The sequence below is a fragment of the Anabaena sp. PCC 7938 genome (assembly GCF_049315035.1).
In the GTDB taxonomy this organism is placed as follows: Bacteria; Cyanobacteriota; Cyanobacteriia; order Cyanobacteriales; family Nostocaceae; genus Anabaena; species Anabaena cylindrica.
On the sequence record NZ_CP186034.1, the window covers coordinates 1,160,471 to 1,173,692 of the forward strand.

Genomic DNA, 13,222 nt, shown 5'->3' on the forward strand with positions numbered 1-13,222 from the left:
CTCGTTGAAAAATCATAACTCCGTTCGCGTAGCGTCTCCGAACTCCGAACTCAGGTAGTTCCTTGAAAATCGTTGATCCTCCTAACTCTCTGTAATCAGATGTGTTAGGGGGATCTTATTTGTCCATGATGAGACAAATTGATGATTAAATTCGAGAACGCACAAATTTCTCTAATCTATCCATTCCCTTTTCTATAGTCGCCATATCAGTAGCGTAAGAAAGACGAATGTTGTCATCAGCACCGAAAGCTACACCGGGAATAACTGCAACTTGATGTGCTTCTAATAAAGCGTTGCAAAATTCCAGGGACTTTAAACCGGTTTTACTGATATCTGGGAATAGGTAAAAAGCACCATCTGGTTTAGCAGTACTCAAGCCGGGAATGGCGTTAAGTCTATCTAGCATCACCTGACGGCGTTTAGCGAAAGCTTGACGCATTTCTTCTACACAGTCTTGAGAACCTTCCAAAGCTGCGATCGCACCATATTGAGCAAAGGTACACACATTTGATGTACTATGCCCTTGAATACTACTTGCAGCTTTAATAATTTCCACCGGACCGGCTAAATATCCTAGTCTCCACCCAGTCATTGAGTAAGCTTTCGCAAACCCGTTACTAATTAAGGTGCGAGCAAAAATTTCTTTTCCTAGAGAACCGATGCTGATATGTTCTGCACCGTCGTAGAGAATCTTTTCGTAAATCTCATCAGAAACAACTAAGATGTCTGCATCAACTATTACTTGCGCCAAAGCTTTAATTTCTGCTGGCGTGTACACCATCCCGGTGGGGTTAGATGGGGAGTTGAGGATAAATAACTTAGTTTTTGGGGTAATGGCGTTTTTGAGTTGTTCTGGGGTAATTTTGTACTCTGTGGAAGCATCTGTATGTACAATTACAGGTTTACCTCCTGCCAAAATTACCATTTCGGGATAACTCAGCCAATAAGGTGCAGGGATAATCACCTCATCACCAGTTTCAATTAGCGCCATCATCAAGTTATACAGAGAATGTTTACCGCCATTAGTGACGATGACATTTTCTGATTTATAATCAAAACCGTGATGATTTTTGAGATTTTGGGCGATCGCTTCCCTTAATTTTGGTTCTCCAGCTGCGGGGCCATATTTGGTTTTCCCTTCATCCAAAGCTTTCGCTGCTGCGGCTTTGATATGCACTGGGGTGTCAAAATCCGGTTCTCCGGCACTAAAACTACAAACATCTATACCCTCTGCTTTCATAGCCTTAGCTTTAGCTGCGATGGCTAAGGTTATGGAAGGTGTCACCTGACTTACTCTTGCTGCCAGCTTCATTCTACTTTATTCGACAAATCTCTATCCTATCTAAGGATATCCCAGAATCCCATCCACGATTTGCCTTTTGAGATTTTCGTCATCACAGAATTTATCAATAAATGCTAGAAGCACATTTTGGCGTACCTCTAGCTGGTGAAGCTTTAGTATCTATTGACACTGGTTTATAGTAATTCCCATTCAAGTGAGGTACAAGCAGTAATAATTAAACGCAGATATTTTTGTACTTCATTAGACTGGGAAATGCTATATAGCCTTTCCCACTCTAGTTAGATACAAAATTAACCCTCCCCAACCCTCCCCTTAGCAAGGGGAGGGTGCGCGACAGCGCGGGTGGGGTGTATTTCATGAGCTTGGGAAATGCTATATCATCAATCAAAATCGCCTCTTGCTGATTTATTCCGCATCAGTTCTTTTTCAATTTCACTACGTTCATAATCCCTAGCACCAAAAGTCCGTTTTTGGGGTTCATTACCCAATTCTTCTCCCGCACGTTTGAGCATACTTAGAGGATTTTTTTGTCTACTTCCTGTTCCCAAATCTTTAGGAATTACTTCACCTGCTCGTTTCCCACTTTCGATATAATCATCACCAATTTCTGGTGTTGTATAAACTTTTTCTTTCCTCCGATTTTGATTTGAATAAAAAGGTCGAAAAGGCTCATTGACAGCTACTTTACGGTCTTGATTGGAATAATATGGATGAGTTATTTCTACTTTGTGGGTTTTTTCCGAGAAATAACCAGCAGCTTGCGCTGAAAGCATCGGTAAGCCACTCAACCAGATGAAACTAGCTAAGATAATGAGAGCAAGTTGACGATGCATTTGATAAAATAATCTCTTGATTTCCATCATTAGGCAAATATCCTCGTAACTTTTTTACAAATGCCTAGATTTTAAAAAAATGTTATTTAAATAACGTCTTCCCCTGGGCTGGTTAAATTTATATAAAAAGTAATGTAATTGAAGAAGAATACATCTGTCGGAATGTAATCAGTGGAGGGTATCCTCGACTGATAGCGCAGCGTTAGCGAGGAACGAGCGTCTTGCTACTGACTCCTTCTTCAATAATGGCAGCTACTTTGGGTATGTTTTGCGTAAGTCCTGGTTACATACCTCGGTTTTTCAAGTCGTTCTACTGATGTTGTCTAGCAAATTCAGAAAATATGTGAGACGTATAGTTCTAGCATATCCTGAGTAAAGATAGTATTATGAAGAACTGTTTCACTATGCAACATTCTTTCAGGCTGTCAATATGTCAGAAAACCTAGCAGCATCTTTAAACGGTAGTCTTCCGTACCACCATAACAGCCAGAATACTATTCGCATTCGCGGTGCTAGGCAGCATAATCTGAAAAATATTGATTTGGTCTTGCCGCGCGATCGCTTGATTGTCTTTACTGGTGTTTCTGGTTCGGGTAAATCGTCTTTGGCTTTTGATACCATTTTCGCCGAAGGGCAGCGGCGTTATGTGGAATCTCTCAGCGCCTATGCACGGCAATTTTTGGGTCAGTTGGATAAACCGGATGTGGAAGCAATTGAAGGTTTAAGTCCAGCAATTTCTATTGACCAAAAATCAACTTCCCATAATCCCCGTTCGACGGTGGGGACGGTGACGGAAATTTATGATTATCTGCGCTTGTTATATGGTCGCGCTGGTGAACCCCATTGTCCCATCTGCGATCGCTGTATTGCTCCCCAAACTATTGACCAGATGTGCGATCGGATTATGGAATTGAGCGATCGTACCCGTTTCCAAATTCTTGCACCTGTCGTCCGGGGTAAAAAGGGAACTCACCGCAAACTTTTATCTGGTTTAGCCGCGCAAGGATTTGTACGCGTGAGGGTAAATGGAGAGGTGCGAGAGCTATCAGATTTCATCGAATTAGATAAAAATATTACACATACTATAGAACTGGTTATCGACCGCTTAGTTAAAAAAGACGGTATTCAAGAGCGTTTAGTAGATTCTCTTTCTACTTGCCTTAAGCAATCTAACGGAATTGCTATAATTGAGGTATTAGATGACACATCTAATAAGGTAGCGCTGGAGCGACCTGATAGTAAGTATATAGCAACCCCAGGAGAAAATCAAGATATTTCCGCACAAGAATCATCACTAGAAATGGTGTTTTCAGAAAACTTTGCTTGTCCAGAACATGGTGCAGTAATGGAAGAATTATCACCACGTTTGTTTTCTTTTAATTCACCCTATGGTGCTTGTCCCCATTGTCACGGTATCGGAACTCTAAAAAGATTTTCCTCCGACTTAGTGATACCGAACCCAGATTCGCCCATGTATGCGGCAATTGCCCCCTGGTCAGAAAAAGAAAATTCCTATTATTTAGAGTTACTTTATAGTCTGGGACAGACCTATGGATTTGAATTGCAGACCCAGTGGAGTAAGTTAACCCCAGAACAACAACAGATAGTTTTGTATGGGGAAGAAAAACCTAAACGTGCCAACAGTTCACCAGAGGCTACCGCAGAGAAGCAAAAAGCACCAAATTTTAAAGGCGTAATTCCGATTTTGCAACGCCAATATGAAGGCGGTTCCGAACTAGTTAAGCAAAAATTGGAAGAATATTTAATTGATCAACCTTGTGAAGTTTGTGGTGGCAAGCGATTAAAACCAGAAGCTTTAGCAGTGAAGTTGGGACAATTTGGAATTTTAGATTTAACGGGCGTATCAATTCGGGATTGTCGGGAAAGAATAGAAAATTTAAAATTGAGCGACAGACAAACCCAAATTGGTGATTTAGTTCTCAGAGAAATTAAAGCCAGATTGCAATTTTTATTAGATGTTGGTTTAGATTATCTCACCTTAGATCGTCCTGCCATGACTTTATCAGGTGGTGAAGCCCAACGCATTCGGTTAGCTACGCAAATCGGTTCAGGACTAACAGGAGTTCTTTACGTTTTAGACGAACCCAGCATTGGTTTACATCAAAGAGATAACGGCAGATTACTCAAAACCTTAACCAAATTACGCGATTTAGGAAACACCTTAATTGTCGTTGAACATGACGAAGAAACCATTCGTGCCGCTAACTATATAGTTGATATTGGTCCCGGTGCAGGAATTCACGGTGGTCATATAGTTGCCCAAGGCGATTTAGAGGCATTATTAACAGCAGAAGATTCCTTAACCGGTGCTTATTTATCAGGCAGAAGGGTAATTAACACCCCAGCCAAAAGAAGAGAAGGTAATGGACGCAGTTTAACCATTAAAAATGCTAGTCGTAACAACTTACAAAATATTGATGTCGAAATTCCCTTAGGAAAACTCGTCTCAGTCACTGGTGTCTCAGGTTCTGGAAAATCTACCCTAATTAACGAATTACTTTATCCAGCATTACAACACCATTTACTCAAAAAAGCGCCTTTACCAAAGGATATAGATGAAATCAAGGGATTAAATTCCGTTGATAAAGCGATCGTTATCGACCAATCACCTATTGGCAGGACTCCCCGTTCTAACCCCGCAACATACACAGGAGTCTTCGACATTATTCGTGATGTCTTTTCCCAAACCATCGAAGCCAAAACCAGAGGTTATAAACCCGGACAATTTTCTTTCAACGTCAAAGGTGGACGTTGTGAAGCTTGTAGTGGACAGGGTGTAAACGTGATTGAAATGAATTTTCTTCCTGACGTTTATGTCCAATGTGAAATTTGCAAAGGTGCGAGATATAACCGGGAAACATTACAAGTTAAATATAAGGATAAATCAATTTCTGATGTTCTCAACATGACAGTTGAGGAAGCATTAGATTTCTGTCAAAATATTCCCAAAGCTGTGACCAGATTACAAACTTTAGTAGATGTCGGTTTGGGTTATGTGCAGTTAGGACAACCAGCCACAACTTTATCCGGTGGGGAAGCACAACGAGTTAAGTTAGCCACAGAATTATCTCGACGTGCCACAGGGAAGACTCTTTATTTAATAGATGAACCAACTACAGGTTTATCTTTTTATGATGTCCACAAATTGTTAGATGTTTTACAAAGATTAGTCGATAAGGGAAATTCAATTTTAGTAATTGAGCATAATTTAGATGTGATTCGTTGTTCTGACTGGGTAATAGATTTGGGTCCAGAAGGAGGAGATAAGGGAGGAGAAATTATTGCTGCCGGAACGCCGGAAGATGTGGCGAAAAATGACCGTTCTTATACTGGGCAGTATTTACAGCAGGTGTTGAAGCAATACCCTGTAGTTGCCTAAATCAAAATTTTCAGAATTTGATCTCGTTCCCAGTCTCCAGACTGGGAATGCCGTCTTAGAGGTTCTACCTCTAAATATGCATTCCCACGCAGAGCATGGGAACGAGTAAATTTCAGATAATGTTGCAGATTTTTACGTCTCACGCAAAGGCGCATTCGCGTAGCGTCCCGCAGGGAAGACGCAAAGGAAGAAAGAAAGCAAATAAGAAGTTAGTTTATAATATTAATGTCCGGTAAAAGAGTGGGAATTTATAAATATTGATGTACTAGTTTTTGCGTAGAAACAGGAGTCATAAAAAACTATGGAAGAATTATTAATTTTAAAGGAATTATTGCATGAGGGTAAAATTTCAGAAGCTTTGGAATTGGTGGAAGAGTTGGAGGAAATGAGTAAGTCGGATAAGTTAAATAAGATTTTTAGTTATGGGATGATTGTGTTGTTGCATTTGATTAAACAAGCAGCAGAAAAACGCTCTACTAGGTCTTGGGAAACTTCTATTTTTAATTCTGTTAAGCAAATTCAACGCACTAATCAACGCCCCAAGGGTAAGGGTTATTATTTAACGGAAGATGAGTTATTGGAAACTTTGCAAGATGCTTATGAGTCAGCTTTAAGAAAGGCAGCGTTGGAGGCTTTTGAAGGGAGGTATGCAGCAAATGAGTTGGGAAATTTAATAAATCGAAATGAGGTGATTTGGGAAGCGATGAATTTGATTTTAGAAATAAAATATCAGGATTGAAATTCAAAATCCTGGTAGTCCTTTTGGTCAAGTAAATCGGCTTAAAGGTCTTAACGTTGTGTTTGAGAAGTCTATCAATTGGCATTATTCGCTCAAATTCTTTTAATAGCTTCCTGTGATAAGCCAGTCGATTCTGCAATAATTTCTATAGCTATATTTTGCTCTTTCAACGCTTTAGCAACCTTCTCAATACCCTTCTCGATGCCCTGCTCAATCCCCTTTTCAATCCCGACCTTCTCACCTTCTTCAAAGGCTGTATCAAATACATTTTTTACTTCTAAATACTGTACTAAACTCTTCTTATATTGTTCATACTGCTCCACATTTAAGTGAGATATTTCCGCTATTTCAAACCCTTTCTGAAATATTGGTTCATTTAGTATTGCGGGTATATGATTAAAACTTTCTAGATTCTTCAAAAAATACAACCATTTATCAAAATGCGTTATTAATTCATTCTCCTGTTTATTGAATAACGGCATTTGTAGAAACTTAAAGTTTAACTTATCAAAGAAAATATCACCATCTTGATCTTTTAGACATACATCACGCCTAAATTTAGATGTTGTATTTTCGTCATACTCAAAATCTAAAATGGCTATAAAATAGACAGGTAGTAAAAAGAAATTCCAATCGCCTCTCTCCGATTGTTCACGAATGGGGAATGTGGAATAAAATAAGGCTCTATCTTTGAAATACTTGATTTTTGCTTTTTGCATTTCCACAATAAACTTATCACCAATTTTACTTTCGCAGTAAATATCAAATATGGCTTTACGTTCTGCTATGGTATCAGCTAGATTTTCAGGATTTTTAAAAGTTAATTGTTGAATTTGATGATGTATTGGTAGAAGTTGGTTGAGAAAATCAATGAGTAAGTCTTTACTGCCTTCCTCACCGAACAGTTTCTTAAAACCGAAATCTGTATAAGGATTAAAGTATTTTGCAGCCATAACTACTCCTTCACGATAATTTTAATGAAATATTCGCTGAATAACTATGTGTTTAGAAACCTTTATCTAATATTTCCTATATAGCATAAAAAAGAGTTGGTAAGTAGTCGAACAAAATTAAATTCATTCCTTGAGAGAGAAAACCAGTTGTGTCATTAGCAGAAATGTTGAATAGCGTAATAAAACTTTACATATTGAATATCTGGTATTGCTAAATTTAGATATGAATTTGAAAAATTAAATAATTCAAATTCCTATTCTCATCAAATCTGCAACACACAGCGTTGGTGGAACCTCTTGTAGAGAAGGCAGTTCAAACCTTACCCATCCCCAAAACCAACCCTAAATTGACTTCTTCTTTCGTGTTCTTCGTGTCTCCTCTTCGAGATGCTGCGCGAAAGTGGTTCAATCACCACTCACCTCCCAACACCAACGCGAAATCACTCCCCCTTCTGCCAAAACTGCCTTAAAATCTCCCCAGGTTCCCTATCCCAAGTATCAATATGCTCATAAATCAAACCCTTATTATTCTCTTGTCACTTCTACCTCACCATAAATCATCGTCGCACTCATTCTGGTAAAAACTCAGCATCTAATGTTTGTGTAATTGAATAAATACAACTTTCTGGAAAGGTTTCATAAGGTAAATTAGTCTCTTTAACAGCTAAGTTAATCCCATCTTTATAACTTAATTGAAAAGCTTCTTCTAAATAAGATTTTAAACTTGGACTTTCTGCTAATAGTCGCATTACTTGACTGCGTTGTTCTCGGATAGTTGCTAACCAACTATTACTGCGTTTGTCTGGTTGATACTGCCATTTAAGTAAATGCGCTAACAATAATCCTAAACGGTTTACTAACTCCCTTCGTTCTTGTCTTCCCAAAGTTTCAATCTCCTCAATTAAATTAAGCTTATCTACTGTTTCCCATTTTTCCTCTCGCAGTAATTGTGCTTGTTCTTTTGTCCACCCATAAAAATCAGAATCGTAAAGTGTATTCATTGGTTTTATCCTCATCGTTATTCATCAATTTTGCAATATTTGCACCTTATCGTCCATGCGCGAAATCACTTCCCCTTCTGCCAAAACTGTTTTAAAATCGCCCCAGGTTCCCTATCCCAAGTATCAATATGCTCATAAATCAAACCCTGATCATTCAGCTGATAAGTCGAATAACCATTAAAAAATAACTGCGCTTTCCAAGGAACACGCAAAATACCCCGCACAGTCCACTTCGCTAAAATTGTCTTTTCCCCTGACTCAGATACATCATGTAAATCAAAAGCAATTTCTGTAAAAAATAATTGAGCATGAAAACGCAGAGTCCAAAAAATAATCCGATAATTAAACTTACCCTTAAATTTACTCACCGGGTCACGAAAAAATATATCCTGGGTATAGATATCATAAGAAATATCTTTCTCAAATAATGTCGGTAAATCCTGTTTGAGAGTTTCAATAATCTGTTCCATTTGGAATTTCATTGATTTTATCCCTTAAAAATTTTTCTCAACCGCTTTTCTAATCTCTGTAAAATAGAAGTAGACCTGTGATAACTCACACCAACCTCCTGTAAATCTGCCAATTTAGGAAACGCAGCCCACTGAGCATAAGGTCCATTTTTTAAAACCTTCGCTAACTGATCATTATTTTCCCGCAAACCTTCATAAAAAAAGCATACTTCTCCATTAATTCCCAATTGACGATGATATTCAATCACTTGTAAAAAATAATCTGGAGTAATTCTATATTTTCCCAATTTAATTAAAATTCCTGGTGCTAGTTTTGGTAACATAGCATCTGTAAACTGCTCATTTACCAACCTATTAAGAATACATTTATAACTGAGAAAATCACGACGATAAATTTGAGGGTGGATAATATCAACAATTCCTCGCTTTAACCAAGTTGGTGAGTCTTGCAAATATTCCTGCAATCCCCAATCATAAATATTAGGAGATATTGAAACTAATAAATCAGGATTTATCGCTTTCACTTCTTGATAAAGCAGTGCCAAAACATCGGTTAAAATATTTGCCCGCCACTGTAGCCAATGTTTATCCTTGTAGTTCTGTGGTGGATATTTTTGAAATTCTTGGTGGTAGCGGTTCATAGTTCCTTGATCATAACCACCTTCAGATGGTAACGCCGGAAAACGATCATCTCCTTGAATACCATCAATATCATAATTTCTGACTACTTCTAATACTAAATTTAACAAAAATTCTTGTACATGAAAATCAAAAGCGTTCAACCATTCAAAGCCATTTTTTTTTAATAAATTACCCTTGTAATCGTAGGCTCCCCATTCTGGTTTTTGCTTTAATAACATCCCGCCATTTGAATTGTAAGAACTGGCAAAACCATATTCAAACCAGGGTATAACTTTTAAACCTACTCGTTGTGCTTCTGCTACTAATTCTGCTAAAGGATCACGTCCCAGGAAATTTGAGTTAATTTCTATACCAAACATCTTCCACATCGTGGCACTAGGATAAAGGGTGACACCTTTGTTCCAAACGACGGGAAACACAACATTAAATCCCGTTTCAGCTAGGAATTCCATGGCTTCAGCAATGCTTTGTCTGGACTGGAGAACCCGGCTATCAGTTGTGGTTAACCAGATACCTCGTATTTCTACTTTACTCATTTACACCCTAACTTTTAATAGATGTTTTCCTAAAAAATACTTTGTATAATCGCCATTGGTAACAATTTTAGTAATTTTAACCCAATTTAATTCTATGTCTATTATGGAAAATTCTTGGACACACGCTTATATAACCACCAATGATATTAAACTGCACTATGTCACCCAAGGGGAAGGCCCTTTAATGTTAATGCTGCATGGTTTTCCTGAATTTTGGTATTCTTGGCGATATCAAATTCCTGAATTTGCTCAAAATTTTAAGGTCGTTGCTGTTGATTTACGTGGTTATAACGATAGCGATAAACCCCAAGCACAATCGGCTTATGTTATGGATGAATTTGTCAAAGATGTTGAAGGGGTAGTGCGGGGATTAGGATATGAGAGTTGTATTTTAGTTGGTCATGATTGGGGTGGTGCGATCGCTTGGAATTTTGCCTATGCTCACCCAGATATGGTAGAAAAACTAATTATACTCAACCTCCCCCATCCCGCCAAATTTTCCCAAGGCTTAACCACTCCCCAGCAACTCCTACGCAGCTACTACATTTTCTTATTTCAATTCCCTTTGATTCCCGAACTATTCCTCCAAGCCTCAGACTATGAAGCCATAGCCAAAGTTATTCAAGGTACAGCCTTCAATAAAAACGCCTTTACCACAGCAGACCTTGAAGCTTATAAAAATGCTGCCGCTAAACGGGGCGCACTCACAGCCATGTTGAACTATTATCGCAATATTTTTCAACAGCGCATCCTCGACAAAAATTGGAGTATTCTCGAAGTTCCCACCTTGATGATTTGGGGAGAACAAGACACCGCACTGGGTAAAGAACTTACCTATGGCACTCAAGAATATGTCAGGAATTTACAAATCAAATATATTCCTAATTCTGGTCATTGGGTCCAGCAAGAACAGCCAGAATTAGTTACAGAGTATATGCAAGAATTTCTTCTGCCAAAACAATAGCAACAACTCTTAAATCTACAAGCTTTTCACTAGGATAAAATACTCATTTACTACTCAAGCTAAACTATGCTGTATGTTGCAACTTAAGAATATTTAACACTAAATTTAACAGCATTAATTTACCTAATTTCAGTACCCAGACATAGTTCAAATCTAACCCTAGTAATAGTTATAGCCTGACTAGCCAATTGCTAAAACATCACATCTAGCTTGTGAGATAAATCAACTTTTTTTAGCCATTTAGTGAGATAATGAAATCGTGAGGGAAAGAACGGACGCTACTCCATTATTAAGGGGGAAATTTTATGAAACGTCAGCTATTAGCAGTTATAGCCTTAGTCACTCCCCTATTTTTAGCTAACTCAGTTCAAGCTGGGAATACACAAGACCTACAAAAGCTATTGTCAACTGGGGAATGTAGAAATTGTCAGCTATCAGGAGCTAACCTCAGTGGTACTCATTTAATTGGTGCAGACTTACGAGGAGCAAATCTCCAAGGAGCTAACCTCAAAGATGCTAACCTTGAAGGTGCTGACCTAACTGGAGCAAATTTAGCAGGTGCTAATTTAACATCAGCTTTTGTCACCAACGTGAATTTGAAACAAGCCAATCTCAATGGTGCAAACCTTACCAGCGCAACTATTAACGATTCCAACGTGTATCAAGCATCAATGAATGACTTAACTATTACTGATGCAGAAATATATAACACTGGTATCGGTATTGGTGGTGAAGACGCAGAAATACCTGATTGGGATTAAGTTTGGCTTGAACTCCTGAATATTTTAGGAATGACTACTACTTAAAAAAGCAATAATCAAATTAGAAAACCTCTGCTTTTGTAACTATTAAGCAGAGGTTTTCTGGTTTTAGTGAAGATCTAAAATCACCAAATTTTAATTTAATACGTGAGCAACAACTTCTGAAAGAGACTTGTTAGCAGCTTTTTTCAACACATCTACCTTGTCAGTACGTTCCCAAGGTAAATCTAAATCACTACGTCCCAAATGACCGTAAGCCGCGATGTCCTGATAAAAACGTCCGCCTCGTTCACTAGGTAGGTTGCGTAAATTGAAAGCGTGGATAATTCCTGCTGGACGTAGTTCAAAGTTGTCTTTGACTAATTCCAGTAAAATTTCATCATCTACTTTAGCAGTCCCAAAGGTATCCACAAAAATGCTCACCGGTCGGGCTACACCAATGGCATAACTTAACTGGACTTCACATTTTTCCGCTAACCCAGCTGCCACAATATTCTTTGCTGCATAACGGGCAGCATAAGCAGCAGAACGATCTACTTTAGTGGGATCTTTACCGGAAAAAGCACCACCACCATGTCGTGAATAACCACCGTAGGTATCAACAATGATTTTCCGTCCAGTTAAACCAGAGTCGCCTTGAGGTCCACCAATAACAAACTTACCAGTAGGATTAACTAAAAAGCGTGTATCCTGATTTGGCTTAATCTCAATATCGCCAAAAACAGGTACTACCACTGCATCCCACAAGTCTTCTTTAATCTTAGCTTGCACCGCAGCATCATCAGTAATATCCCCAATATTAGGTGTATGCTGGGTGGAAATTAAAATCGTATCAATACCTACTGGTTTTCCATCCTCATAGACGACGGTGACTTGGGTTTTTCCATCAGGACGCAGGTAAGCTAAATCACCTGTTTTCCTGACTGCTGCCAGTCTCCGGGCAATACGGTGAGCTAAACTAATAGGCAAAGGCATCAGTTCTGGTGTTTCGTTGCAAGCAAAACCGAACATGATACCTTGATCACCAGCACCAATTTGATCGAATAGTTCTTCACTATCCTCAGCGCGAGTTTCTTGGGCAGTATTGACACCTTGAGCAATATCAGGTGATTGTTCATCCAAAGCTACCAAGACGCTGGCACTATCAGCAGAAAAGCCGTTAATTGAATCAGTATAGCCAATTTCAGCAATTTTCTTCCGTGCCAAATTGACAAAATTCACATTGGCTTTGGTGGTAATTTCACCAGTAATTAATACTAATCCCGTATTAACTACTACTTCAGCTGCAACTCGGCTAGCAGGGTCTTGTGTCAGTAGAGCATCCAGAATGGTATCTGAAATTTGATCACAGATTTTATCTGGATGACCTTCAGTAACGGACTCAGAGGTAAATAAATAGCGACGAGACAATGGAAATTCCTCCTTGAAGAATTTTGATCACTGACTAAAAAAAAGAGTATTTAGTTCAGCTACTCATACTAATTTATGAAATCATAACAAGATTTACACATTTACAAAAAAAAATGGGTTAGTAGAAAGCTGCCAAGCAAGAGATTAATTTTACATATACAAAAAAAGGGGGTACACCCATAGATGTCCCCCTTTTGTGTTCACAAACAT

General features: G+C 38.5%; 11 protein-coding genes. 4 read left to right on the forward strand and 7 right to left on the reverse strand.

Annotated elements, in window-relative coordinates:
* Positions 1 to 145 precede the first annotated feature (145 nt).
* On the reverse strand, positions 146 to 1,312 hold the full coding sequence (locus ACOWPH_RS05635) for a pyridoxal phosphate-dependent aminotransferase (RefSeq protein ID WP_015214446.1): 1,167 nt from the start codon (positions 1,310 to 1,312) through the stop codon (positions 146 to 148).
* 371 nt (positions 1,313 to 1,683) lie between these two features.
* Positions 1,684 to 2,166 carry a hypothetical protein gene (locus ACOWPH_RS05640; RefSeq protein WP_015214447.1) on the reverse strand — a complete coding sequence of 161 codons (483 nt, stop codon included), beginning with the start codon at positions 2,164 to 2,166 and terminating at the stop codon, positions 1,684 to 1,686.
* 400 nt (positions 2,167 to 2,566) lie between these two features.
* Here ACOWPH_RS05640 and uvrA point away from each other — a divergent pair, with 400 nt between their 5' ends.
* Together uvrA and ACOWPH_RS05650 are read left to right on the forward strand one after the other, a co-directional pair.
* Positions 2,567 to 5,536, forward strand: coding sequence for an excinuclease ABC subunit UvrA (uvrA, locus tag ACOWPH_RS05645; RefSeq protein WP_015214448.1), 2,970 nt, complete (start codon positions 2,567 to 2,569; stop codon positions 5,534 to 5,536).
* A 301-nt stretch (positions 5,537 to 5,837) separates the two neighbouring features.
* Complete coding sequence (locus ACOWPH_RS05650; RefSeq protein WP_015214449.1) at positions 5,838 to 6,275, forward strand: DUF29 family protein; 438 nt, start codon at positions 5,838 to 5,840, stop codon at positions 6,273 to 6,275.
* 92 nt (positions 6,276 to 6,367) lie between these two features.
* Here ACOWPH_RS05650 and ACOWPH_RS05655 read toward each other — a convergent pair whose 3' ends face one another.
* The 4 genes from ACOWPH_RS05655 to ACOWPH_RS05670 all read right to left on the reverse strand — a co-directional run bounded on the left by ACOWPH_RS05655 (position 6,368) and on the right by ACOWPH_RS05670 (position 9,877).
* Positions 6,368 to 7,228, reverse strand: a complete 861-nt coding sequence (locus tag ACOWPH_RS05655; RefSeq protein WP_015214450.1) for an Rpn family recombination-promoting nuclease/putative transposase — start codon at positions 7,226 to 7,228, stop codon at positions 6,368 to 6,370.
* A 569-nt stretch (positions 7,229 to 7,797) separates the two neighbouring features.
* A complete protein-coding gene (locus ACOWPH_RS05660; RefSeq protein WP_015214451.1) occupies positions 7,798 to 8,229 on the reverse strand; it encodes a DUF29 domain-containing protein in 432 nt (143 codons plus the stop codon).
* A gap of 65 nt (positions 8,230 to 8,294) precedes the next feature.
* Positions 8,295 to 8,711, reverse strand: a complete 417-nt coding sequence (locus ACOWPH_RS05665) for a DUF2358 domain-containing protein (RefSeq protein WP_015214452.1) — start codon at positions 8,709 to 8,711, stop codon at positions 8,295 to 8,297.
* 5 nt (positions 8,712 to 8,716) lie between these two features.
* On the reverse strand, positions 8,717 to 9,877 hold the full coding sequence (locus tag ACOWPH_RS05670) for a glycoside hydrolase family 10 protein (protein ID WP_015214453.1): 1,161 nt from the start codon (positions 9,875 to 9,877) through the stop codon (positions 8,717 to 8,719).
* Positions 9,878 to 9,971: 94 nt separating this feature from the next.
* Here ACOWPH_RS05670 and ACOWPH_RS05675 point away from each other — a divergent pair, with 94 nt between their 5' ends.
* On the forward strand, positions 9,972 to 10,841 hold the full coding sequence (locus ACOWPH_RS05675) for an alpha/beta fold hydrolase (RefSeq protein ID WP_015214454.1): 870 nt from the start codon (positions 9,972 to 9,974) through the stop codon (positions 10,839 to 10,841).
* A gap of 305 nt (positions 10,842 to 11,146) precedes the next feature.
* Complete coding sequence (locus ACOWPH_RS05680; RefSeq protein ID WP_015214455.1) at positions 11,147 to 11,602, forward strand: pentapeptide repeat-containing protein; 456 nt, start codon at positions 11,147 to 11,149, stop codon at positions 11,600 to 11,602.
* Positions 11,603 to 11,737: 135 nt separating this feature from the next.
* On the opposite strand, the gene metK is transcribed toward ACOWPH_RS05680, so the two are convergent.
* Entirely contained in the window at positions 11,738 to 13,012 is a 1,275-nt protein-coding gene (gene metK / locus ACOWPH_RS05685) for a methionine adenosyltransferase (RefSeq protein ID WP_015214456.1), read from the reverse strand.
* Positions 13,013 to 13,222 lie beyond the last annotated feature (210 nt).

Excerpts from the sequence above, each read along its gene's own strand:
- ACOWPH_RS05660 (WP_015214451.1), bottom strand. The coding sequence starts at position 8,229 with ATGAATACACTTTACGATTCTGATTTTTATGGGTGGACAAAAGAACAA.
- ACOWPH_RS05635 (WP_015214446.1), bottom strand. The coding sequence starts at position 1,312 with ATGAAGCTGGCAGCAAGAGTAAGTCAGGTGACACCTTCCATAACCTTA.
- ACOWPH_RS05675 (WP_015214454.1), top strand. The coding sequence starts at position 9,972 with ATGTCTATTATGGAAAATTCTTGGACACACGCTTATATAACCACCAAT.
- ACOWPH_RS05650 (WP_015214449.1), top strand. The coding sequence starts at position 5,838 with ATGGAAGAATTATTAATTTTAAAGGAATTATTGCATGAGGGTAAAATT.
- ACOWPH_RS05665 (WP_015214452.1), bottom strand. The coding sequence starts at position 8,711 with ATGAAATTCCAAATGGAACAGATTATTGAAACTCTCAAACAGGATTTA.
- ACOWPH_RS05680 (WP_015214455.1), top strand. The coding sequence starts at position 11,147 with ATGAAACGTCAGCTATTAGCAGTTATAGCCTTAGTCACTCCCCTATTT.
- ACOWPH_RS05670 (WP_015214453.1), bottom strand. The coding sequence starts at position 9,877 with ATGAGTAAAGTAGAAATACGAGGTATCTGGTTAACCACAACTGATAGC.
- ACOWPH_RS05655 (WP_015214450.1), bottom strand. The coding sequence starts at position 7,228 with ATGGCTGCAAAATACTTTAATCCTTATACAGATTTCGGTTTTAAGAAA.
- ACOWPH_RS05640 (WP_015214447.1), bottom strand. The coding sequence starts at position 2,166 with ATGATGGAAATCAAGAGATTATTTTATCAAATGCATCGTCAACTTGCT.
- uvrA (WP_015214448.1), top strand. The coding sequence starts at position 2,567 with ATGTCAGAAAACCTAGCAGCATCTTTAAACGGTAGTCTTCCGTACCAC.